At 44.1% G+C, this 24,606-nt stretch carries 22 protein-coding genes and 1 pseudogene; 16 read left to right on the top strand and 7 right to left on the bottom strand.

Going from position 1 to position 24,606, the window contains the following annotated elements; translation table 11 throughout:
* Window positions 1–7 precede the first annotated feature (7 nt).
* Window positions 8–748: a uroporphyrinogen-III synthase gene (gene hemD, locus Xmir_RS01630; protein WP_099112732.1), complete on the bottom strand. Its 741-nt coding sequence runs from the start codon at window positions 746–748 to the stop codon at window positions 8–10.
* Entirely contained in the window at window positions 745–1,686 is a 942-nt protein-coding gene (hemC, locus tag Xmir_RS01625) for a hydroxymethylbilane synthase (protein ID WP_099112731.1), read from the bottom strand. Before hemC ends, hemD begins: the two co-directional genes overlap by 4 nt.
* A 630-nt stretch (window positions 1,687–2,316) precedes the next feature.
* Here hemC and Xmir_RS01620 point away from each other — a divergent pair.
* On the top strand, window positions 2,317–4,914 hold the full coding sequence (locus tag Xmir_RS01620; RefSeq protein ID WP_244170831.1) for a class I adenylate cyclase: 2,598 nt from the start codon (window positions 2,317–2,319) through the stop codon (window positions 4,912–4,914).
* 87 nt (window positions 4,915–5,001) lie between these two features.
* Here the strand turns inward: Xmir_RS01620 and cyaY are convergent, their stop codons facing one another.
* Window positions 5,002–5,322, bottom strand: coding sequence for an iron donor protein CyaY (cyaY, locus tag Xmir_RS01615; protein WP_099112730.1), 321 nt, complete (start codon window positions 5,320–5,322; stop codon window positions 5,002–5,004).
* A gap of 75 nt (window positions 5,323–5,397) precedes the next feature.
* On the opposite strand from cyaY, the gene lptM reads away from it, so the two are divergent.
* The 9 genes from lptM (at window position 5,398) to Xmir_RS01570 (ending at window position 12,952) form a co-directional block, all read left to right on the top strand.
* Window positions 5,398–5,589, top strand: a complete 192-nt coding sequence (gene lptM / locus Xmir_RS01610) for an LPS translocon maturation chaperone LptM (protein ID WP_422824046.1) — start codon at window positions 5,398–5,400, stop codon at window positions 5,587–5,589.
* 31 nt (window positions 5,590–5,620) lie between these two features.
* Window positions 5,621–6,445, top strand: a complete 825-nt coding sequence (gene dapF / locus Xmir_RS01605; protein ID WP_099112729.1) for a diaminopimelate epimerase — start codon at window positions 5,621–5,623, stop codon at window positions 6,443–6,445.
* A gap of 48 nt (window positions 6,446–6,493) precedes the next feature.
* On the top strand, window positions 6,494–7,198 hold the full coding sequence (locus Xmir_RS01600) for a DUF484 domain-containing protein (protein WP_167385923.1): 705 nt from the start codon (window positions 6,494–6,496) through the stop codon (window positions 7,196–7,198).
* A complete protein-coding gene (xerC, locus tag Xmir_RS01595; RefSeq protein WP_099112727.1) occupies window positions 7,195–8,109 on the top strand; it encodes a tyrosine recombinase XerC in 915 nt (304 codons plus the stop codon). The genes Xmir_RS01600 and xerC overlap by 4 nt, the downstream gene beginning before the upstream one ends.
* Window positions 8,109–8,825 carry a 5-amino-6-(5-phospho-D-ribitylamino)uracil phosphatase YigB gene (gene yigB / locus Xmir_RS01590; protein WP_099112726.1) on the top strand — a complete coding sequence of 239 codons (717 nt, stop codon included), beginning with the start codon at window positions 8,109–8,111 and terminating at the stop codon, window positions 8,823–8,825. Before xerC ends, yigB begins: the two co-directional genes overlap by 1 nt.
* A 65-nt stretch (window positions 8,826–8,890) precedes the next feature.
* Window positions 8,891–11,056 (top strand): DNA helicase II, encoded by a 2,166-nt coding sequence (gene uvrD / locus Xmir_RS01585; protein ID WP_479688410.1) that lies wholly within the window; start codon window positions 8,891–8,893, stop codon window positions 11,054–11,056.
* Between the two features lie 88 nt (window positions 11,057–11,144).
* Window positions 11,145–12,095, top strand: coding sequence for a magnesium/cobalt transporter CorA (corA, locus tag Xmir_RS01580; protein ID WP_099112724.1), 951 nt, complete (start codon window positions 11,145–11,147; stop codon window positions 12,093–12,095).
* Window positions 12,096–12,302: 207 nt separating this feature from the next.
* On the top strand, window positions 12,303–12,530 hold the full coding sequence (gene vapB, locus Xmir_RS01575) for a type II toxin-antitoxin system VapB family antitoxin (RefSeq protein WP_099112723.1): 228 nt from the start codon (window positions 12,303–12,305) through the stop codon (window positions 12,528–12,530).
* Window positions 12,527–12,952 (top strand): type II toxin-antitoxin system VapC family toxin, encoded by a 426-nt coding sequence (locus Xmir_RS01570; RefSeq protein WP_099112722.1) that lies wholly within the window; start codon window positions 12,527–12,529, stop codon window positions 12,950–12,952. The genes vapB and Xmir_RS01570 overlap by 4 nt, the downstream gene beginning before the upstream one ends.
* A gap of 83 nt (window positions 12,953–13,035) precedes the next feature.
* Here the strand turns inward: Xmir_RS01570 and rarD are convergent, their stop codons facing one another.
* The 4 genes and pseudogenes from rarD to Xmir_RS01545 all read right to left on the bottom strand — a co-directional run bounded on the left by rarD (window position 13,036) and on the right by Xmir_RS01545 (window position 16,765).
* Window positions 13,036–13,926, bottom strand: coding sequence for an EamA family transporter RarD (gene rarD / locus Xmir_RS01565; RefSeq protein WP_099112721.1), 891 nt, complete (start codon window positions 13,924–13,926; stop codon window positions 13,036–13,038).
* Window positions 13,927–14,287: 361 nt separating this feature from the next.
* Complete coding sequence (locus tag Xmir_RS01560; RefSeq protein ID WP_099112720.1) at window positions 14,288–15,106, bottom strand: hypothetical protein; 819 nt, start codon at window positions 15,104–15,106, stop codon at window positions 14,288–14,290.
* Between the two features lie 929 nt (window positions 15,107–16,035).
* Window positions 16,036–16,158 (bottom strand): annotated as a pseudogene (locus tag Xmir_RS26095) (IS5/IS1182 family transposase); the annotation flags it as partial.
* Window positions 16,159–16,261: 103 nt separating this feature from the next.
* Window positions 16,262–16,765, bottom strand: coding sequence for a thioesterase family protein (locus Xmir_RS01545; RefSeq protein ID WP_099112718.1), 504 nt, complete (start codon window positions 16,763–16,765; stop codon window positions 16,262–16,264).
* Window positions 16,766–16,986: 221 nt separating this feature from the next.
* Here Xmir_RS01545 and pldA point away from each other — a divergent pair, with 221 nt between their 5' ends.
* The 6 genes from pldA to Xmir_RS01515 all read left to right on the top strand — a co-directional run bounded on the left by pldA (window position 16,987) and on the right by Xmir_RS01515 (window position 24,600).
* Window positions 16,987–17,847, top strand: coding sequence for a phospholipase A (gene pldA / locus Xmir_RS01540; protein ID WP_099112717.1), 861 nt, complete (start codon window positions 16,987–16,989; stop codon window positions 17,845–17,847).
* 114 nt (window positions 17,848–17,961) lie between these two features.
* Complete coding sequence (gene recQ / locus Xmir_RS01535) at window positions 17,962–19,788, top strand: ATP-dependent DNA helicase RecQ (protein ID WP_099112716.1); 1,827 nt, start codon at window positions 17,962–17,964, stop codon at window positions 19,786–19,788.
* Window positions 19,789–19,816: 28 nt separating this feature from the next.
* Window positions 19,817–20,815, top strand: a complete 999-nt coding sequence (pldB, locus tag Xmir_RS01530) for a lysophospholipase L2 (protein WP_099112715.1) — start codon at window positions 19,817–19,819, stop codon at window positions 20,813–20,815.
* 21 nt (window positions 20,816–20,836) lie between these two features.
* Window positions 20,837–21,637, top strand: a complete 801-nt coding sequence (yigL, locus tag Xmir_RS01525; protein ID WP_099112714.1) for a sugar/pyridoxal phosphate phosphatase YigL — start codon at window positions 20,837–20,839, stop codon at window positions 21,635–21,637.
* Between the two features lie 526 nt (window positions 21,638–22,163).
* Entirely contained in the window at window positions 22,164–23,558 is a 1,395-nt protein-coding gene (locus Xmir_RS01520) for an MFS transporter (protein WP_099112713.1), read from the top strand.
* Between the two features lie 31 nt (window positions 23,559–23,589).
* Window positions 23,590–24,600 carry a LacI family DNA-binding transcriptional regulator gene (locus tag Xmir_RS01515; RefSeq protein ID WP_099112712.1) on the top strand — a complete coding sequence of 337 codons (1,011 nt, stop codon included), beginning with the start codon at window positions 23,590–23,592 and terminating at the stop codon, window positions 24,598–24,600.
* The last annotated feature ends 6 nt before the right edge of the window (window positions 24,601–24,606 follow it).

The raw sequence follows: 24,606 nt of genomic DNA, 5'->3' as shown, positions 1-24,606 counted from the left end.
TATTGGTTTATTCCAGCGCCTGGATTAAGGCGTCATTATCTGCACTCTTGGCTACTTTTATTGTTTGCCAGCCCAATGTTTGGGCAATATTAGCAAGGCGTTCGCTGACTACAACCAGACAGCAACTCAATAACCACGCTTTTCCATCGCTATCAGTTACTAAGTTATATAACAGTTGCAGCATTTCGCCACTTGTAACAACAATGGTTTTTATACCATATTGTTGCCAGTGATAACTGAAATCGGCTGCATGATATTTAACTGGCTGTCGTGAATAACATTCACAGTAATCCACTATTCCTTCCCGCATTCTTAACGTGGAAGCAATGACCTCACGGCCGCCATTACCTCGGAGCAATAAAATCTTTTTATTACTCGTTTTCTGTAGAGCGGGAAGTTTCAGTAGATCTTCACTGGTTTCACCTTGTCTGGACCAAGCGATTTCTAACCCGGTTTGTTGATGAAACATCAGGGAAGTCGATTTACCGATGCCATAGTAAGAGAGCTTATCAGGCCATGACAGGCTCTCTTGAACAAGCTGCTGATTGGCATAATGAACGGCGTTTTTTGATAACAGGAAAACCAGATCCCCCGCAGATAACCATTGCAGTTTTTGTGACAGCAATGGCAAATCGGCTCCCGGACAAATTTCGATGAGTGGTGCACTGAAGGCTATTTTTCCGATAGCCCGCAATCGCCTGACCAATTCCTCTCCTGCGGGAGCAGGGCGGGTGATCAAAATGCTCATTCAGGTGGATTCCTCTGGTATACGCTGGCCAAAATTTGGCGGGCGCCTTTTTCCAATAACTCCTCCGCCAATGCTACTCCAGCCTGACGGGCCTCTTCTGGTAATACTCTTCTTTCGCCGCGTACAATCACTTTCCCATCAGGCGCGCCAACCAGAGCACGTAGCCAGATCTTGTCTTCTTGCCAGATGGCATAACTGCCAATCGGTACCTGGCAACCCCCTTCAAGGCGGGTATTCATAGCTCGTTCAGCAAGAACGCAAGTTTCTGTTCTGGCATGGTTCAAGGGCGCCAGCAGTTCACGGGTCTGCTGATCATCAAGCCGGCACTCAATCCCCACAGCACCTTGACCGACGGCTGGCAGCAGTAACTCTGGTGCCAATGGCGTGCGAATGCGTTCTTCGAGCCCTAGTCTTTTTAGCCCTGCCGTTGCAAGGATAATGGCATCATAGTCGCCATTATCAAGTTTGCTCAGGCGGGTGCCGACATTACCGCGTAAATCACGGACGACAAAATCAGGGTGTAGCTGGCGAATTTGGCACTGACGGCGTAAGCTGGATGTCCCAACAATACTGCCTGCTGGCAAATCATCAAGCGAAGCGTATTTTACTGAAACAAAAGCATCCCGTGGATCATCCCGTTCGCAGATTGTGACCAACCCCAAACCGTCGGGAAATTCGACAGGGACATCTTTCATGGAATGGACAGCAATATCAGCGCGTTTTTCAAGCAATGCCAGTTCTAATTCTTTCACGAACAGGCCCTTGCCTCCCACCTTTGCTAATGGTGTATCAAGGATAATATCGCCACGTGTGACCATTGGAACCAGCTCTACTTTTAATTCTGGATGAAAGTGTTCCAGTTGTTTTTGAACATATTGCGCTTGCCACATAGCCAATGGGCTTTGGCGGGTAGCGATACGAATGATTTTCATTGTCATGGATAAATATATTGGGTATGGCGGCTTTTTAGCCACTAATTAGCCACCAATGAGTGAGAAAATAGCGCCAGTTTTAACATTTCAATGATTTTTTTTCCAGTTACGAAAAGACCAGAAAAAGTAAAATAGTATATGGATATACAGTTTATAAGATAAAAATAATTTTAAATATTAAAATAATGTTTTATTTAAATGGAGAAAATAAACAAAAAGATTGATTTAAAAGCAAATTAACATTTTAAGATGAGTTGGTTAGTAAAAAACGACGAGAGATTATTAACAATTAAAAAATATTATCAGGGGAATATAACTCTGGAAGTCTGATGCTTTACAAGACCTTACATCCTTTATATGAAAAATAATCAACTATAATACTTATTTGAAAAAACATATTTTTGTATCTGTTTTGTGATTAAATTAATATTTTACAAAGAGTTAATTGCTATTTGACTATTGCAGGTGAGGCGAAAGAGTGGTAGCGCATACTTTACGCTTCGACTGCAAGGTGTTAAATTGATCACGTTTCCGACAATAAGTTTGTAAAAATAATTTTAAATAATCTTGTAATACCACGCGTTATCGGAAACAGGGGACTACTTTAGGCACTGGAACTGATATCAGGCGAAACTCTTGTATCTCTATATTGAAACGCTGAAGCAGCGACTGGATGCAATTAACCAACTTAGACTAGAGCGCGCAACTAGCTCAATGAGTGACGCTTTTAAGCAAGTTTATAGTTTAATTCCAGTATTATTACATTATCATCATCCAATGATGCCAGGCTATATCAAAGGCAACGTTCCTCATGGCGTTTGCTTTTTTACGCCTGATGAATCACAGCAGTTTTGGATTAATGATCTGGAAAGCCAGCTTGCTGGTGCCTTGTCGCATACCTCCAATGGTGAATTGCCGATTACGGGAATTTACTCAATGGGCAGTACTTCCTCTATAGGCCAAAGTTGTTCCTCTGACGTGGATATTTGGGTTTGTCATCAATCCTGGCTGGATAGTGATGAGAAAGCGTTACTGGAGCAAAAATGTACCTTGATAGAACAGTGGGCAGCGACGCTGGGAATTGAGGTTACCTTCTTTCTGATTGATGAAAATCGTTTTCGGCATCATGCCAGCGGCAGTCTGGGTGGTGAAGATTGCGGCTCTACCCAACATATTCTCCTGCTTGATGAATTTTATCGCACTGCGGTTTGTATGGCCGGTAAACGCTTGCTGTGGGCGATGGTTCCTGTGGAAGAGGAAGCACATTACGATGAATATGTGCTTTCCCTCTATGCTCAAGGTGTTCTAACGCCAAATGAATGGCTGGATTTGGGCGGTTTGGGTGAGCTGTCTGCGGAAGAATATTTTGGAGCGAGTCTTTGGCAGCTTTATAAAAGTGTGGATTCTCCTTATAAGGCGGTATTGAAAAGTCTGTTGCTGGAAGCTTATTCATGGGAATATCCCAATGGAAAACTACTGGCTATGGAAATGAAACAGTACTTCCATGATGGCGCGATTGTTTCCTTTGGCCTTGATGCTTATAGCATGATGTTGGAACGTGTAACCCGTTATCTGACTGCCACAAACGACCTTACGCGCCTAGATTTGGCGCGTCGTTGTTTTTACCTGAAGGTATGTGAAAAGTCACTGGAAGGCCGTGATGATAAAGGCTGTACAGGATGGCGTCGTCAGGTCATATCCCAGTTGGTGCATGAATGGGATTGGGATGATAACAAACTCGCTATGTTGGATAATCGCAACTCGTGGAAGATTGAGCAGGTGCGTGAGGCACATAATGAATTGCTCGATACCATGATGCAGAGTTATCGCAACCTGATTCGTTTTGCCCGCCGTAACAATTTAAGTGTGAGTGCCAGCCCGCAGGATATCGGGGTATTGACCCGTAAATTGTATGCGGCTTTTGAAGCATTACCCGGTAAAGTGACGCTGGTGAATCCTCAGATATCTCCGGATTTGTCAGAGCAAGATCTGACGTTCATTTATGTTCCGCCGGGGCGTGTCAACCGCAGTGGTTGGTATCTTTACAACTGTGCTCCCACGATAGAATCGATAATTGGGCACCAACCGCTGGAATATAACCGCTATTTGAATAAGTTAGTTTCCTGGACATATTTTAATGGATTACTGACCAAAGGCACCCGGATTCATGTTCATCACGGGAAATCACAGTGCGACAGAAATAAATTGTGTGATTTGGTCAATGATATTGCCACGCATTTTCCGATCCGTCTTCCGGCACCTACGCCAAAAGCCTTGTACAGCCCTTGTGAAATTCGCCATTTAGCGATCATTGTCAACTTGGAAGAAGATCCGACAGCGGCATTTTCCAATCAGTTTGTTCATTTTGATCTGAGAAAACTGAATGTTTTCAGCTTTGGTGAGTTGCAGCAATGTTTGGTGGGCAGCATCGATTTACTTTACCGCAACTCATGGAATGAAGTGAGAACCCTGCATTTCAGTGGAGAACAATCAGTACTGGAAGCATTAAAGACCATATTAGGTAAAATGCATCAGGATGCCGCACCGCCGTCTGACGTTGAAGTCTTCTGTTACAGCAAACATCTGGGCGGGCTTATCTGTACCCGTATTCAGCAACTGGTTTCAGAATGTATAGAGTTGCGTCTTTCCAGTAATCGTCAGGATCCTAATCGCTTTAAGGCGTTACGTATTTCAGGCCAAACCTGGGGTCTCTTTTTTGAACGGTTAAACGTTTCGGTTCAAAAACTGGAAAATGCAGTGGAATTCTATGGTGCAATTTCCAATACCAAACTGCATGGCCTGCCAGTCAAAATTGATACCAAAGAAAAACATTTACCGCCTGTGATCGATGGGTTTGCTTGTGAAGGTATTATCCAGTTTTTTTTCGAAGATATTGAGAAGAAGCAAGGATTCAATATTTATATCCTCGACGAATCAAATCGGGTAGAAATCTATTCGCATTGTGAAGGAAGTAAAGAAGAGTTGGTACGTGATATCAGCCGTTTTTATTCTTCATCACACGATCGCTTTACTTATGGTTCCAGTTTTATCAATTTCAACTTGCCGCAGTTCTATCAAATCGTTAAGAAAGGCGAGCGTACTCATGTGGCGCCTTTTGTGGATGGAACGTTCCCGCTGGATACTATAGAGACCAACGATACAAGACCCTATGATGGCCGCCTTGAGGAATCCTGTGGTGCTCATGATACCTATCGCTCTTTGTATCACTGTTGATATATCCCAATAGGTTTCAAGTATTAAGTAGTCGTCAATAAGGCCGTAACATTAAGCGCCTGTTTTTTAGGCGCTTGTAAAAGGTGGTCACGAAAATTGAAATGCTTCACCGCTCTGCTCTGTAATGGCTTGTGCCAGCATGGAGATAAAATCGTTACCACTGCGATCACAAATCCATTGATTATCACGATAATCAAAATGATACCCCCCATTTTTGGTTGCCAGCCAAATTTGATGGAAAGGTTCCTGGCGGTTAATAATGATTTTGCTGTCGTTTTCAAAACTTAGCGTCATCACACCGCCATTTGTTTCACAGTCAATGTCTGCATCCCCATCGTAATTATCCAGTTGTTCTTCAAGATGAAGCATCAATTGATCGGCTAATTGATGAAATTCGCTATCGTTCATGTTTATTTCCTATTTGCTTTTCAGGGCCTAGCTGCGATTATAGAGAGTATTGGCGCATGAATCACAGGCATTAATATGATGAAAAAACAACTCCGTTGGTCATTGACTATCATAACACTACTCTCTCTGGCTGGTTGCGGTTTGAAAGGCCCTCTTTATTTTCCACCTGCGGAGGCATCTGCAACACAGGCTCCTGTGAAGAAGGTGGATAAAGTGCAGCCAGAAAGCACGTCAGACAGTACGCCAGCGGATGCTCAAAGACAGTGAGTCGGTAATGTGATTTTTCTTGGAGTCGTATATGCAGTTCTCCAAAATGCACGGTCTTGGCAATGATTTTATGGTCGTTGATGCAGTGACCCAAAATGTTTATTTTTCTCCAGAATTAATTTGCCGTCTGTCTGATCGGAATACCGGGATAGGTTTTGATCAGCTTCTGATTGTTGAAGCGCCTTATGATCCTGACTTGGACTTCCACTATCGTATTTTTAATTCAGATGGCAGCGAGGTTTCTCAGTGTGGTAATGGGGCGCGCTGCTTTGCCCGTTTTGTTCGTTTGAAGGGACTGACGAATAAGCGTGATATTAAAGTCAGTACGCGAGCAGGCCGGATGGTATTGAGCATCACAAATGATGATCAAGTCTGTGTCAATATGGGGGAACCAGACTTTGAGCCGCAACGCGTTCCCTTTCGGGCCAATAAAGCGGAGAAAACCTATATTATCCGGGCGATAGAACGCACGGTACTGTGTGGTGTAGTGTCGATGGGTAATCCTCATTGTGTCATACAGGTTGAAGATGTAGACACGGCTGATGTGGAAGTGCTGGGAGCTGTGTTGGAAAATCATGAGCGCTTTCCTGAGCGGGTAAATGTTGGTTTTATGCAGGTTATGAATCGGGGCCGTATTCGGCTGCGGGTCTTTGAGCGTGGGGCGGGCGAAACACGGGCGTGTGGCAGTGGTGCATGTGCAGCCGTGGCGGTAGGTATCCAGCAAGATCTTCTGGATAAGCAGGTTCAGGTTGATCTTCCGGGCGGCTCTTTGCAGATTCGTTGGGAAGGGCCGGGCAAACCTCTCTTTATGACCGGGCCTGCAACCCACGTTTATGACGGCACGATTCATTTGTGACTGATTCAGTGTTTATTGAGTCATTCTTGGAATATGGGGCATTGGAAAATGGGTGAAAAAGACGAACCATTGCGTATCGAAGACAGGCTGAATGATCAAGCGGTAGTGGATTATTTGCTGAATAATCCAGATTTTTTTATCCGCAATGCCAATCTGGTCGATAATATAAGAGTTCCCCATCCGGTGCGGGAGTGCGTTTCTTTGGTGGAATGGCATATGAACCGCCAGAGGAAACGCATCCGTTATTTGGAAGATGATTTAATCCATTTGATGGAGCAGGCAAAACAAAATGAAGTGCTATTTAGCAGTCTGCTGCAATTACTGTCAGATCTCTCTGGTGCCAAAAGCTTGCAGGATTTTCTTTCCCGTTTGAGTTCATGGACAAAAACACTTGGATTAAGTAACAGCTATATTCGGTTGTTCAGTGATAAATGGCATCTTGGGGCACCACTGAATTCACCGGAATTGGCGATATCCCGCCATTCTTTTGAACCTGTCCGCATAAAGCGATTTGGTGACACAAATCATTACCTTGGCATTTTGCACGGCCCGGAAATTTTATTACTGATGCCACAAGCGCGTCATGTCGGTTCTGTGGCGATCTCCCTTTTAGGGTCACAAGGGGATTTGGGTATGGTGATTTTCAATAGCCATGATAAACGGCATTATCATGAAGATATGGGAACTGACCTTCTCGGCCATTTGGCGAAACTGCTGCCGGGGCTATTATCCCGCTGGATTGAACGCGCATGAATCAGCCGATCGATCTGCTGTTGGAGCCTGTCGAAGCCTTTTTACACTATTTGAGGGTTGAACGGCGCTTAAGCCCGGTTACGATAACCAACTATCGACGCCATTTAGCCGTTCTGGCGGAAATGTCACTGGAGATAGGAGTCTGTGAGTGGCAGGCGCTTGATCCGGCAAAAGTCAGAATGTTTGCTTCTCGCAGTCGCCGGGCAGGATTGCAGTCAGCCAGCCTCGCCCTGCGTCTTTCATCCTTACGCACTTTTCTTGACTGGATGATGACACAGGGAAAGTTGGATGCCAATCCTGCTAAAAGTGTCAGTGTGCCCCGTAAAAAAAGACACTTACCGAAAAACATGGATGTGGATGAAGTTAATCAATTACTCAACATCAATTTGAATGATCCTCTGTCAGTGCGTGACAGAACCATGCTGGAAGTGATGTATGGCGCGGGCCTGCGTCTGTCTGAGTTGGTTGGCCTTGATTGTCGCCATTTGGATCTGGAGGGTGGCGAAGTCTGGGTACATGGCAAAGGCAGCAAAGAGCGTAAAGTGCCGTTCGGCCATATGGCGCAGGAATGGCTTCAGCGTTGGCTGGAAATGCGGGAGCTGTTTGAGCCGGAAGATAATGCGCTTTTTATTTCCACCAAGAGTGGAAAACGGATCTCTGCCCGTAACGTACAAAAACGATTTGAGCAATGGGGTATCCGGCAAGGCGTAAATAGCCATATCAACCCCCATAAATTGCGCCACTCTTTTGCTACACATATTTTGGAATCCAGTGGTGATCTGCGTGCTGTACAGGAATTGCTTGGTCATGCCAACCTGTCAACGACTCAGATCTATACGCATCTGGATTTCCAGCATTTAACCAAAGTCTATGATGTCGCCCACCCCAGAGCTAAACGAGGGAAATCATAATGCGTTTTTATCGGCCTCTCGCACCGTTTGCTGCGATGACATTCGATCTGGACGATACTCTTTACGATAACCATCCTGTGATCGATAAAACCGAAAAAGAAGTGTTGTGTTTTATCAGGCAGTACGATGCCAAATTTCGCTACTTTGAGCGTGAAGATCTGTATTTATATCGTCAGGCTGTCCTTGAGCAAGAGCCTGAAATCTATCACGACGTTACATCATGGCGTCGGCAATCCGCCGAGCTGATGTTTAACCATCACGGTTTTAACTATGAGGAAACGATACGTGGCACGGATGAGATTATGTCTTGCTTTAGGTACTGGCGTAATAAAATCACCGTTCCGGAATCGACTCATAAGACCTTATCCGCGTTGTCGGAAAAAATTCCGTTGGTCGCGATCACCAATGGGAATGCTGAACCTGAGGCATGTGGGCTTGCCCCTTATTTCGAGTTTGTGCTGAAAGCCGGATTGGATGGGCGTTCCAAGCCTTATCCGGATATGTACCATCTGGCGGCTGAACGGTTGAATCTGCCGATAAATCAGATCCTGCATGTGGGGGATAACTTAAATACAGATGTCGAAGGTGCCCTGTACAGTGGAATGCAGGCGTGTTGGATTAACATTGAGAATAAAGATCTGATGCAGGAACCCGAAGGGCGCTTGGTTCCACATGTTGAGATTTCTGATTTGGCTTCTTTGATAGCACTGATATAATTTCAGATTGTAATCTGTATAAAAAAACAGTGATACTGAGTCATTGCAAATAACTGATGGTAATTATGGACGTTTCTTATCTGCTCGAAAGCCTGAATGATAAACAACGCGAAGCGGTCGCGGCATCTCGTACTAATATGTTGGTGCTGGCGGGGGCTGGTAGTGGTAAAACGCGCGTATTGGTTCACCGGATCGCCTGGTTACTGTCAGTTGAAAATGCCTCACCGTTTTCCATCATGGCGGTCACGTTTACCAATAAAGCCGCCGCGGAGATGCGCCATAGAATTGAAAGCCTGATTGGCACCAGTCAGGGTGGAATGTGGATCGGTACATTCCATGGCCTTGCCCACCGCTTGCTGCGAGCCCATCATCTTGATGCCAACCTGCCGCAGGATTTTCAGATCCTTGATAGTGAAGATCAGCATCGCTTAATCAAGCGTATCATCAAGGCAATGAATCTGGATGACAAACAGTGGCCGGCTCGTCAGGGCATGTGGTACATCAATGGTAAAAAAGATGAAGGCTTGCGTCCGCAACATATCGAAAGCTACGGCAATCCGGTGGAAGCAACTTGGCTGAAAATCTATCAGGCCTATCAGGAAGCGTGTGATCGCGCCGGATTGGTCGATTTTGCTGAGTTGCTGTTACGTGCCCATGAACTGTGGCTGAATAAGCCGCAGATTCTGCAACATTATCGGGAACGTTTTACTAATATTCTGGTAGACGAATTTCAGGATACCAACAGTATTCAATACGCTTGGATTCATCTACTGGCTGGCGATAGCGGCAAGGTAATGATTGTCGGGGACGACGACCAGTCCATTTACGGTTGGCGTGGTGCGCAGGTGGAAAATATCCAGCGTTTCCTTAAAGATTTTCCGGGCGCGGAAACTATCCGTCTGGAACAGAATTACCGTTCGACCAGTAATATTCTTAAGGCTGCCAATGCCTTGATCGCGCATAACAGCGATCGTTTGGGCAAAAATTTGTGGACAGAAGGAAGTGAAGGCGAGCCTATTTCATTGTATTGCGCCTTCAATGAGCTGGATGAATCCCGTTATGTTGTTGGCCGAATCAAGCATTGGTTGGATAATGGCGGGGCATTGAAAGAGTGTGCGATTCTGTATCGCAGTAACGCCCAGTCCCGAGTGCTGGAAGAAGCCTTGTTACAAGCTTCCATGCCTTACCGCATTTATGGTGGTCAGCGCTTCTTCGAGCGTCAGGAAATCAAAGACGCCTTATCTTACTTGCGTTTGGTGGCAAACCGTCATGATGACGCAGCTTTTGAACGTGTGGTGAATACACCGACACGCGGCATTGGTGACAGAACGCTTGATGTTGTGCGCCAAGTGGCGCGTGATCAGCAAAAAACCTTATGGGAAAGCAGCTTGTCGCTGATTCAGGAGAAAGTGCTGGCAGGACGGGCTGCATCGGCATTGCAGCGTTTCATCGAATTAATTGAAGCGCTGGAAACAGAAACACAGGAAATGCCGCTGCATGTCCAAACTGATCGTATTATCCGCGATTCTGGTTTGTGGGCAATGTATCAGCAAGAAAAAGGTGAAAAAGCGCAGGCGCGTATCGAAAACCTTGAAGAATTGGTGACGGCAACTCGTCAATTCAGTTATCAGGATGAAGACGAGGATCTACTGCCATTGCAAGCCTTTCTTTCTCATGCGGCGCTTGAATCTGGGGAAAGCCAGGCAGACGCTTATCAGGATGCTGTACAATTGATGACTTTGCACTCGGCAAAGGGTCTGGAATTTCCGCAAGTCTTTATTGTGGGCATGGAAGAGGGTATGTTCCCGAGCCAGATGTCCATTGAAGAGGGCGGACGATTGGAAGAAGAGCGTCGTTTGGCCTATGTGGGTGTCACAAGGGCGATGCAAAAACTAACGTTGACCTATGCTGAAAGTCGTCGCTTATATGGTAAAGAAGTGTACCACCGTCCATCTCGTTTTATTGGTGAATTGCCGACAGAATGTGTAACAGAAGTTCGTTTGCGAGCTACAGTATCCCGTCCGGTCAGTCACAAACGGCTGGGTACGCCGATCAGTGCCAGCGATAGTGGTTATGCACTGGGTCAACGCGTACACCATCCCAAATTTGGTGAAGGGACAATTATCAATATAGAAGGCAGTGGGGAGCATTGCCGCTTGCAAATCGCGTTTCAGGGTGAAGGTATTAAGTGGCTGGTGGCTGCTTATGCCAGACTCGAAACGGGCCAATAATCCGGTCGAATGTTGACAGGCTTTTTCTTCTAAGCGTAACATTCGCGCCTTACGATAAACGTAGGGAGTATAAGGAGACTTATGGTACATGCTGAACGCATTTAAATTAGAGAATAATCGCCTGCTCCGTCTTGAACTTGAAGAAGGTGATCAGTTATCTGACTCCATGTGGGTAGATTTAGTGGGATTGGGTGATGATGATCGTCTCCGCGTCCAGAATGAGCTGGGACAAGTCTTGGCGACCCGCACAGAATTGGATGACATTGAGGCGTCGGCCCGTTTTTTTGAAGATGAAGATGGCATGCACGTCCACTCATTCTTCTATTTTGAAGACGCCGAAGACCATGCCGGCAACTCGACAGTCGCATTTACTATTCGTGACGGTCGTCTCTACACATTGCGAGAGCGTGAACTCCCTGCATTTCGATTGTACCGAATGCGTGCCCGTAATCAGACAATGGTTGACGGGAATGCCTATGAACTGCTGATGGACTTGTTCGAAACCAAAATCGAACAATTGGCGGATGTCATTGAAAATATCTACAGCGTGCTGGAATCCCTGAGCCGGGTCATTATGGAAGGCAAACAGGGGGATGAATTTGATTCGGCTCTGTCTAACCTTGCAGAGCAGGAAGACATTGGCTGGAAAGTTCGTCTGTGTCTGATGGATAGCCAACGCGCCCTGAACTTCCTTGTGCGCCGTGCCCGTTTGCCTGCCAATCAATTGGAGCAGGCTCGTGAAATTCTGCGGGATATTGAATCCCTGTTGCCGCACAACGAATCGTTGTTTCAGAAAGTTAACTTCCTGATGCAGGCGGCGATGGGCTTTATCAACATCGAACAGAGCCGGATTATCAAAATCTTCTCCGTTGTTTCCGTGGTCTTCCTGCCACCAACGCTGGTGGCTTCCAGCTATGGAATGAACTTCGAATTTATGCCGGAGTTACACTGGACATTCGGTTACCCCGGCGCGATTGGTTTGATGATTGCCGCGGGGCTGGCACCTTATCTCTACTTTAAGCGGAAAAATTGGCTGTAATAATTCCGGCTTTCGTTCTTAAGTAGCTGCTTTGTTGGCGACTGCTACCGACCCCAGTGACATAGTCAGCTATGTTTCTGGGGACTGTCTCTCGTTATACTGCAACCTGAAAAATACATATTTTTTGTACTCAAATTTGTTCATATATTGATCTGTCATGGATGTTAGCATATGCTATACATATGCTTTTAATGCAGGAGGTTTCACATGAGAACTGTAGCTGTTTTTAAAAATGGTAATAATCGTGCTATCCGTTTACCCAAGGATCTTGATTTTGAGGGCGTTAATGAATTGGAAATTATCCGAGAAGGAGAAGCCATTATATTGCGCCCAGTAAAACCAAGTTGGAATTCACTTTTAGATCAGGATAAAGCGGACGCAGATTTTCTATCTGAACGCCCGGATATTATTGAGGAAGGGCGTGTTCAGTTATGAAAAAAATTTATATGCTGGATACTAACATCTGTTCATTTATTATGCGTGAACAGCCCATTGCGGTGATTAATCAATTACAGAAATGTGTAATGAACAATTATTCAATAGTGGTATCTGCTATTACGTATTCGGAAATGCGTTTTGGGGCGGTTGGGAAGAAAGCTTCTCCGAAGCATGCGGTGTTGGTGGATGAATTTTGCAAGCGATTGGATGGCGTTTTACCGTGGGATAAATCTGCGGTAGACGTAACAACTAAAATAAAAATCGCTTTGGCTGCTGCTGGCACGCCAATCGGGAATAATGATACTGCTATTGCGGGACATGCGTTATCTGTGGGAGCGATATTGGTAACAAATAATACCCGTGAATTTTCGCGTGTAATTGGGTTGCCATTAGAGGATTGGGCTAAAATATATCAGTAACGTCATGAATAAACTAATCAGAACGCTGACCCAAATTCTCGATAAAGTATTGGGTCAGTTCTGAAATTATTAAAGATAATTGACTATTTCCGCAAGCGACGCTGCGTATAAAGCGCATCCAGTGTAAACAGAATCAACGCAGCCCAGATAAAGCCAAAAGTGATCAAACGATCTGGACCAATCTTTTCACCATAAACCAGCGTTGCTAACAAGAACATCATGGTTGGGCCAAGATACTGGAAGAAACCCAGCGTGGACAAACGCAGATGTGCCGCCGCCGCGGTGAAGAACAACAGTGGCACAGTCGTAATAATACCGGCAGCAATCAGCATCAGGTTCAAGGAGTATGTATTCTCCAACATATTGCTGGTCGGGCTATTGGTGAAGAACAACAGGTAACTCAGCGCGACAGGAAATACCCAAACTGTCTCAACCAACATACCCGTTTGTGCATCCACCCCTAGTTTTTTGCGGATCAACCCATAGACGGCAAATGTCGTCGCTAAGTACAAGCCAATCACGGGAACAGAGCCGAATTGCACTATCTGGATGAGTACGCCTGTAAATGCCAATACTACGGCAATCCACTGCATACGGCGGAAACGCTCACCAAGGAACAACATACCAAACAACACACTCACCAGAGGGTTAATAAAATACCCCAGACTTGCTTCAAGAAGATGGTTATTGTTGACCGCCCAAATATAAGTTAGCCAGTTACTGGTAATCGTGAAGGCGGTAAAACCCAATAGCAGCAAGGTCTTTGGTTGACGGGCAATCGCCCAGACCTGACGCCAGTGACGAGTGACTGTCAGCATCAGCACCATAAAAAATACAGACCATATAACACGGTGCGATACGATCTCATCGGGGGGAACATATTGTATGCTCTTGAAGTAAATGGGAGCCAGCCCCCAAATAAAATAGGCTCCTAAGGCATACAAGATACCTTTGGCAGTCTGTTGGTTGCTCATAATATCCTTGAATGTTTAGAGAATTAAGAAGAGGTGTGAGGGTATCAGCCCATAACCAATACAATGTGGCATCGGGATGAATGATTTACAAGGTATTAATGGCCTAATGAACTAATAAAATTTAATCGTCTGTTTTATTAGCATATTATGCTGATTTTATTGATTGTTTGCAGTGAAATGATCTTTTTTGGTGCCTTGAGCTTCTCTTTTTTTCTAAGATAACTACGTGTGATGACATTAAGCAATATCTCTTAAATGAATGATAGTCAGCATGAGATTGGCTTATTTCCCTGATGGATAGTGATGCAGGGAGCTAAAGGGATCAGGTCAGGGATCAATATTGGCGAGGTGATAAATATATTTATCTAAAACCCAGTAACGCCCTGAATGGTGCTTTCAGCTTATCTGGACAATCCAGTCCTCTTACTTTTACTGCCATATCATGATCTCTTAGTTTATTACACCACAGTGCAATATCTTTAGGTGTTCGACATTGGCCCATGGAATAGCCAGCGCCTAATAAATCTTCTACTCCACCTGCTTTTAATATTCTGGCAACCATTGTTGAGCAATTTTTATTGATGGGGTTATAACTATGGCTCATCTGGAGATTGCCATACATTTTTCCATTATAGATTTTATTCTTTTCGTGTTGCATTTTTACAACATCTAAGCCAATCAGATAATATTCCAAATGAGGGGGGACGGCAAAATCCTCCTGAAGATTATTAAAGACACCTGCACATGATAAAATTCCTCGCGGTATATTTGGATCAGCAAGGAAACTGACATAATTATCATCTGTCGGACGCCATGGATTGTTTGCGGATGTTGATGGCCAATCTCCTTCTGCTACGGTATAGGGAGTAACAGGGGGGGCACCTCTTGAAAAGAGGGAACTCATTGAATGAGCACCTGTAATTCTTGAAAAAATGGAAACTGTGGAACCCTTTCTTTCGTTTGGTGTTATTGGTTCGTGTGGCGATATAGGTTGCCTTTCATTGTCTTTAGGTATTGGGCTATAGGAAAAATCATCAGACCAAGGATATTTCGGCACCCCACCGATATAAATAGAGGCATGTCCCGCAAAAAATCTGTGGCAGGGATACCAGATATAGACAACGGCAGAGACGGGGGTTCCTGCGAGGATTTCTTCTTCTGCTTTGGTTCTTGGGTTCATGGCTTGTTCTCTGGTTGGTTTATTGGTGGGAATTTCAATAAATAACTTTTTAAGACAATTTGTTGCGATTTTCTGGTATTGCCTGAGTGGATAGTTGTTAAGGTAGGTGCTGTATAACGGTTGATGCAGCGTAGCTTGTTATAAGTAGGAGTATCATATACCCAGAGTGGCGGCCTGTTAATAGATGTTTTGGGTTGTTTCGTGATCTGTAAGTAGCTGTCACGGATGGGATACGTGCCGCAAAATTGGTACTCTAACCTACTACCCGCGATGCACTTTGAAGTTTCGGGTATCGATACAGCAAAATATACTGATAGTAAAGGAATGATAGCTTGGTGCTGATAGCCGTTTGGATCTCCTGAGAGCAATCTGAGCCTGATGGCTGACAGTGGTGAGGTATAGGAACTGTACGAGGCGTTTTATCAGACAAAATAGCCGATACTGAACCAAAATTAGTTAATAACCACGTTTGTAGGGCGTGGTTTTTGATATTAAATATTTTTACAATATTATCAGTTATCAGCAAAAAAATTTGAAAGTGCAATTTTTCCGAACGTATGTTCTCCCCTGCTACCTTTGTTTTATAAACCACACCATAAAAAAGACAATTAAGCATTCACATACTATGAAGAGAAAAAACAGTAACCGCTATTTTTTGCCACCATCTATGATATTAGAACTAGCACCTTCAGTTAGATCACTAATATAACAACCATGAAAGATGACATCATTCAATTTTCCTAGAAACTTACATTTCTCAAATGAACTTGCTTTGAAATCAACGCCCTTAATTTTACAACCATAGAACAAACACTTTACTATTTCCGGCCTGTAAAATTCCCCTTTTGTGAAGTCACAATTTTTAAATACACAATTATTATAAATTCCACCTTATGAGCCAATAGTTGCAGTTCTCAGATCAATCTTAATATTCGATAAAGGATCCCTTCAAAAGTCAGGTAATGCTCTTTTTTATGGTAAATACAACCACTTTGCTGCATCAATACAGCTAGCTTGTTCCATAAAGATGTTGATAACATGGTTCTTGGCATGATGGGCTGGGGTAACAGTTTTTTCGCGAAGACAATGATACCAGATCATCATGCTGTTCAAATTCCCCTCACAAAACGTCAACACGCCCTAGTAATAAAAATATCAGCCAACTAAATAAGTCCCTGTTGCACTGGCAATATGTACTTTTTGTTCATTGTGCAGTTCTATTCTGGCGACGGAAACTTTATTGCCAGCGCGGATAATATTGCTACTGGCGGTAAACACTTCACCACGTCCGGGGCGCAGGTAATCCACGCGTAAATCAATCGTACCGACAGTCGGCAGACGTTTCTGCATCTCTGCAATTGTGAGTGTGTCCAATGTAGTCAGGGCACTGCCTGCACAAACCAGCCCCCCGGCAACATCCAGTATGGAAGCGATGGCTCCACCATGCAGAATTTTCTGAACCATATTTCCGACCAATTTTTCTTGATTGCAAAATTGTAATTCTGCGTAATCTTGCTCAAAGCGGAGCAGCTCAAGTCCCAGAAGTTGGTTGAATGGCATGTGATAAACAAACAATTCGCCGATAAATTTACGGGCTTCTTCTGGTGTTAATGTTTCTTCTGATGTTAATGCTCTGTCTGCTCGCTGTATATTTTCCATAGGTGGGTTTCCTGATAATAAGAAGTAAATCCACTGATATTTTAATGGTTATTTTGGTTAATAACTTGTTAAGTTTATGCTTTTATTATCGACCTTGCCAGTCTGTGAAGCGCTTCGAAAAACGATTTATTAAAAAAAAACGGACTACAAAAAATAACCATGCTGCGTGTAGAATAAGCGAAAATTTTTATTTTGAAATTATTACAATAGGAAAACCAGAAATGCGTTTGTTATGGAAGATACTGGTTATTACCTGCTTATTATCACCATTGGCTCACGCAGCAGAAAAGCAGGTTGATGAAGTGAGAGGGAGTGTGCTTTCGACGATGTTAGGTAAGCAAGAATCTCCTTTAATACTTTACCCTTATGATACGAATTACATTGTTTATACTTATGGCGGCAGGATTAATAAGCCGGGAATTAATAGCTACTATTGGGCAGATCACGCCCGCAAGGATGAAGTCAGTTTTCAAATAAGTTTTGGCTTCCGACTGTGGCGAAATATTGTAGGTGAAGACTCGTTGCTTGGCGCTTCCTATACCCAGCGCTCATGGTGGCAGCTCAGTAATAAGAAAGAGTCATCACCATTCCGTGAAACAAATTATGAACCACAACTTTTTCTGGCATGGTTGACTGATTATGAATTTGCTGGCTGGCATCTGCGGGAAGTTGAGATGGGATTTAACCATCAATCAAATGGACGTCCAGAAGCCACTTCTCGTAGCTGGAACCGCCTCTATGCACGTTTTATGGCGCAAAACGGTAATTGGCAGGTGGATTTGAAACCGTGGTATCGTCTGCCAGAAAGTTCCCACCGTGATGATAACCCAGACATGAGTCGCTACATGGGATATTACCGCCTGAAGGTAGGATATATCTGGGGAGACAGTGTCTTTACCGCTCAAGGGCGTTATAACTGGAATAGCGGTTATGGTGGCGGAGAGTTGGGTTGGAGTTATCCAATATCGAAGCATGTTCGTTTTTATACGCAGCTCTTCTGCGGTTATGGCGAATCAATGATTGATTATAATTTCAAGCAGACCCGTTTTGGTATCGGTGTCATGCTGAATGATATGCTGTAATTGCTATGGCTCATTGCTACGACAGTGAGATAGCGTAATATGCTGGCGCTTAGATTGCGTCTGTATTTTTTACAGCCTGTTTTTAGGCTTTTTTAGTAACGATTGAGGAAAAGCGTGTCTACCGCAGAACTCATCAGCACGGCATCGCTGGCTGAACAAGCATTACGAAAAACATTCGGATACCAGCAATTTCGCCCGGGACAGCAACAGGTTATTGACGCCGTTCTTGATGGGCGCGACTGTCTGGTGATTATGCCAACGGGAGGCGGTAAATCGTTGTGTTATCAAATCCCGGCATTGGTAAAAAATGGGCTGACGCTGATCGTATCACCATTAATTTCGTTGATGAAAGATCAAGTTGACCAATTGCGGGCAAATGGCGTAGAAGCGGAATGTCTGAATTCAACGCAAAGCCGTGAACAGCAGTTTGATATTATTCAACGCTGTCGTCAGGGAGTCATTAAACTACTCTATATTGCCCCTGAGCGCTTGGTAACAGATAACTTTCTCGAACAGCTCCAAGACTGGCAGCCCGTTTTATTGGCTGTCGATGAAGCCCACTGTATTTCCCAGTGGGGACATGACTTTCGCCCGGAATATCGGGCACTGGGTCAGCTTCGCCATCGGTTCCCTGCTCTTCCTGTGATTGCACTGACGGCAACAGCGGATAAAACCACTCGTCAGGATATTGTGCGTTTATTGGAATTACACGAACCGATTATCCATATCAGTAGTTTTGATCGCCCCAATATTCGCTATACGTTGGTAGAAAAATATAAACCGCTCGATCAACTCTGGTCATTTGTGCATGCTCAGCAGGGAAAAAGCGGAATTATTTACTGCAATAGCCGTACTAAAGTGGAAGAAACGGCAGAGCGTTTGCAAAAGCGTGGATTAAGCGTTGCACCTTATCATGCAGGGTTGGAAAACAATCAACGTGCATGGGTGCAGGATGCTTTCCAGCGTGATGATTTGCAGGTAGTTGTGGCAACCGTTGCATTTGGTATGGGGATTAACAAACCCAACGTGCGTTTTGTCGTGCATTTTGATATTCCCCGTAATATCGAGTCTTATTATCAGGAAACGGGTCGTGCGGGGCGAGATGGTTTACCTGCTGAAGCTGTGCTGTTTTACGATCCTGCGGATATGGCGTGGTTGCGCCGTTGTCTGGAAGAAAAGCCGGCTGGTGAACAACAAGATATTGAGCGACATAAACTCAATGCCATGGGGGCATTTGCGGAAGCACAGACTTGCCGACGCTTGGTTTTGCTGAACTACTTTGGTGAAAGCCGCCAGACAGCCTGTGGCAACTGTGATATTTGCCTTGACCCACCTAAGCGTTATGACGGGCTGGTGGAAGCGCAGAAAGCATTATCTTGCATCTATCGTGTTGGACAACGTTTTGGGATTGGCTATATTGTAGAAGTATTACGTGGTGCGAATAATCAACGCATTAGAGATTTTGGGCATGACAAATTGCCCGTGTATGGCATCGGTAAAGAGCAAAGCCAGGAACATTGGATGAGCGTCTTGCGTCAGCTTATTCACTTGGGACTGATTAGCCAAAACATCGCCAATTATTCTGCGTTGCAATTGACAGAGGCTTCACGGCCTGTATTACGGAGCGAAGTACCTTTACAACTTGCCGTACCGCGTATCCAAAACCTGAAAAGCCGTAATCAGCAAAACAAATCATACAGTGGCAATTATGATCGTAAATTATTTGCGAAATTGCGCAAACTGCGTAAATCCATTGCTGATGAAAATAACATTCCGCCTTTTGTCGTCTTCAACGATGTCACGTTAATTGAGATGGCAGAACAGTGCCCGATTACGCCTGATGAGCTTTTGCTAATCAATGGGGTTGGGCAGAGAAAACTGGAGCGTTTTGGCGATGCGTTTATGACGCTTATCCGCGAACATTTTGAGGGGTTTGAATAACCGAAGGGTACTTAACCGAGGAAGATAAATGGCACCTGAGACATTGAAAGAAAGCTGGTTAAACCGCGAACCTCAGTTCTCTGCCTTTACGAATGGATTATTACTGGATTTTTGGCGAACGAGGGAAGAGCGGCAATTTATGGGAGTTGATGATATTCCCATCCATTATGTCTCCTTTTGTTCACCCCATCATGACAAAACACTCGTGATTTTGCCCGGTCGCAGTGAAAGTTACGTGAAATACCCTGAAGTAGCCTATGATTTTTACCATCTAGGCTACGATATTTTTATCATTGATCATCGTGGACAAGGGCGTTCAGGGCGAATGTTGGATGATGGACAAAAAGGCCATGTGGAAGCGTTTGAACATTACGTGGATGACCTTGCGAAATTCATCGAGCTGGAAGTGACGTCCCGTCCGTCTCATCATTACTATGCGTTGGCGCATTCAATGGGAGGGGCTATCTTGAGCCGTTTCCTGCAACGTCACCAAGAACCTGTTTTTCGTGCAGTGGCATTATGTGCGCCGATGTTTGGTATCAACTTACCCATGCCCCGCTGGTTGGCGAATTTTCTGGTTAATCAGGCAGAACCCAATGCCAGGAGACGCAATGCTTATGCCTTATCGACGGGGCAATGGCAACCTTTGCCTTATTTCATTAATTTATTAACGCACAGTTATGCACGTTATCAGCGTTATTTACGCTATTATGTTGATTATCCTGAATTGCGCCTTGGTGGACCGACTTACCATTGGATGCGTGAAAGTATGCTAATGGGCGATAGTCTGGTTGAAAATGCGGGTAAAATTCAGACTCCACTCATTGTGTTACAGGCGAGTGAAGATAAGGTAGTGAATAATCGGGAGCTACTGGCTTTTTGCGAATCACGCCAAAAAGCGGGAACAGGAAAAGAAGAACAAAAGCCTCTGGTTATCCAAGGGGCTCATCACGAAATCCTGTTCGAAAAAGATGTATTGCGGGCGCAGGCCCTTAATGCAATTTGTGATTTTTTTGACCAGAACTGATTTAGTTTAGGAACTATAACTATGTATCATGTTGTTGCTTCAGATTTAGATGGCACGTTGTTGTCTCCCGACCATAAATTAACGCCATATACCAAGGAAACGTTGAACCTGCTGACAGATCAAGGGATTCATTTTATTTTTGCGACAGGGCGTCATCATATCGATGTGGGGCAGATCCGTGATGGATTGGGCATTGATGCTTATATGATCACTTCTAATGGCGCAAGAGTTCACAATACGCAAGATGAATTGGTATTCAGCCACAACTTAGATCCTGAAATTGCTTATGATTTATGCCTATTGGAATTCGATAATCCCAATGTGCTGACTAACTACTTCAATAATGACGATTGGTTAATGAACCGTGAAGCTCCTGAACAGGAAGAATTTTTTCAGGAGTCAGTTTTCCATTACCAGCTTTTTCAGCAGGATAATTTTCCCCTAGATGGTGTGTGCAAGGTTTATTACACCAGTGACGATCATGATTATTTGGTGGATTTGGAAGAGAGAATCAAGGCGCGCTGGGGAGAAAAAGTCAATGTTAGTTTTTCACTGAGAAATTGTTTGGAAGTGATGGCTGGTGGTGTTTCCAAAGGTCATGCGCTGGAGCAGGTTTGTCAATCCATCGGGTATCAGTTGAGCGACTGCATTGCTTTTGGTGATGGTATGAATGACCGTGAAATGTTGAGTGTGGCAGGCAAGGGTTGCATTATGCAGGGCGCACATCAGCGTTTGAAAGACATTTTACCGGAGATGGAAGTTATAGGCTCCAATTCTGATGACGCAGTTTCTTGTTATTTGCGGAAAATGTATCAAGTTTGATGCTAATAATCTGAATTATTGAGAGAAAACAGCCTCCTATTGGGGGGGCTGTTTTTTGCTTTTAATATTAACCATGATAATTAATAGTATTACTTATTTTTAACTTTTGTATGAGTGTGCTTTTTGTTTTTTATTCTAAATAAATAGAAGGCAATTATTTTTCAAGTGAAATTATTTTAATTTGAATTGGTTTTGTTATGGTGTGAATGTTTTTTTGTTAATATATTCGCATGGATTTATCTTTTTAATCTGGCTGTGATATTGAAAAGTTTAATGGGTAAATTCTGTGATTATATTGTTGTGAAATAAATTTTAATATCTTCCTTTAAAAATTTATTAATTACAAAGCTTAATTTTTCCCTAATATTTGTGACTGGCATTAGATTATTGGTTTCTTCTATTTGAATATTCTACGCGAGTAGATAAGTTTATGTATAAATATCATTAATGAATAACAATAATATTTTTAGATATACCTCGTTGGAATTAAAGTTTTACTGTTCCAACATTCAGGGAATATATTGCAATGCCGTATGAAAATACGGCATTAGCTGCCATTCAGATACAGCATGCTTCTGAAACGTGTCTATCAACAAAAGAAGGGCGCAAGGGGTTTCGGCGTGCCATTTTTTCCTGTTGGTTGGGAACGACAATGGAATATGCTGATTTTGCTCTATATGGATTAGCGGCGGGTATTATTTTTGGGGATATTTTTTTCCCCGATATGACGCCCACCATCGCCCTCTTTGCCAGTTTTGCAACCTATTCAGTTGGATTTATCGCTCGTCCCATTGGTGCTCTTGTGTTTGGATGGTTAGGTGATCGCAAAGGGCGAAAGATCGTCATGATAATGACGATTATTTTGATGGGGATCTCAACCACGTTAATTGGATTGATTCCAAGTTATGCTCATATCGGAGCTTGGGCACCTGCTTGTTTGGTCATATTGCGATTTATACAGGGATTAGGGGCAGGTGCAGCACTCTCTGGCGGCACGGTTATACTTGGGGAGTTTGCACCACCCGCAAAACGGGGCTTGGTTTCTTCTGTCATTGCCTTGGGTTCAAATAGTGGAACTCTGCTGGCATCGCTGGTTTGGTTGCTGGTATTGACAATGGATAAAGAAGATTTACTCGATTGGGGGTGGCGTATTCCATTTTTGTCCAGTGCCTTGATTGCGATAGTTGCACTTTATATTCACCGATATATGAATGAGACACCTGTTTTTGAACGTTACAAGACAGAGTTGGCAGAGCAACGTTTGCAATCGGCTGCAAGTGAGAAGCAACGAGTGGCTTATGAAAATCGGAGTTTTTGGCAACGTACTAAGGCTTTTTGGATCATGGTTGGCTTACGTATTGGCGAAAATGGCCCTTCGTATCTGGCTCAGGGATTCATCATCGGTTATGTTGCCAATGCACTGATGCTGGACAAATTTATTCCCACAATTGCGGTATCTATCGCATCCATTTTGGGTTTTTTGATCATACCATTGTCAGGCTATCTGTCAGATTGCTTTGGGCGCCGTATTACCTATCGCTGGTTTTGCTTATTACTTATGCTTTACGCATTTCCTGTTTTTATCTTACTGGAAAGCCGCGAACCTATGATTGTCATCCCAACTATTGTTGTAGGCATGGGGTTGGCTTCTTTGGGGATCTTTGGTGCTCAGGCTGCGTGGGGGGTAGAGCTTTTTGGCGTGGCGAATCGTTATACTAAGATGGCTTTCGCGAAAGAGTTGGGAGCCATGTTATCGGGTGGCATTGCACCATTAATTGCGTCAGCATTATTATCTTTTACAGGGCATTGGTGGCCTATTGCCTGTTATTTTGCGTTGATGGCAGGTATTGGTTTTATTACGACATTCTTTGCACCAGAAACACGTGGTCGGGATCTCAATTTACTTGAGGACGCGATTTAGAATCGATCTTAACCTGCGGGCGACATATATCATGAATTCACACTTGAAAAGAGTGACGCGTAGTGATGTTGCAAAAGAGGCTGGAACTTCAGTAGCGGTTGTCAGTTATGTCATCAATGATGGCCCCCGACCTGTTGCAGAAGCGACTCGCCAGCGTGTATTAGCAGCGATTCAGAAAACGGGATACCGACCTAATAGTATTGCAAAGGCATTGGTTTCTGGGACGACACATGCTTACGGGCTTATTTTGCCAAATATTGCCAATCCTTTTCTTTCTTCTGTTGCTCATGCCTTGCAGCAGGAAGCGTTCAAACACGGGCAAGTTTTGCTGCCAGGGGATTCCGGGGATAATCGTACCCGTGAAAAAGAGTTGCTCAACAACTTATTGAATCGTCAAATTGATGGTCTGCTGTATACGAGTGTTGATCGCCATCCATATATTGATTTGGTTCAGGCCAGTGGCACACCTTGCGTGATGTTAGACTGGGTCAATGCGGGATCAAATGTCAGTGCAGTTCGTGTCAATGAACGGATCGCCGCATTCAAGGTGACCCAACATCTTACTCAGCATGGTTATCGGGATATTGCCATTATTTGTGGCCCTCTTGATATGTTGAATACACAAGATCGGCTGTCAGGTTGGCGTGATGCTTTGATGCAGGCAAATTTGGTGGTACGTGATGAGTGGATTTTTTCCACGGAATATACCCGTCAGGGAGGCTACGAAGTCACTTTACAAATGTTAAAAGGAAAGCGGCCTCGTGCTCTGTTTGCTACCAATGAATTACAGGCATTTGGATGCCTGCGTGCGTTGGCTGAGCATGAAATTGCTGTACCTGATGATATTGCATTAGTTTGTTTTAATGCCACGCAACAATCACAGTTTAATGTACCGTCTTTAACGGCAGTGTGTCAGCCAATTGACAAAATGGCGCAAACAGCCATTGAAATATTGAGAACCTGGGATGGGAAAGCTCAGGAACGCGAGTTTGAGTTTGAATTACAAATTGGTGAATCTTGTGGTTGTAAATCTGGTTTATAGATTTGA

This window comes from Xenorhabdus miraniensis (assembly GCF_002632615.1).
The sequence above is the reverse complement of the archived record's forward strand: the minus strand, read 5'-3'. Positions and strand labels throughout refer to the sequence as shown.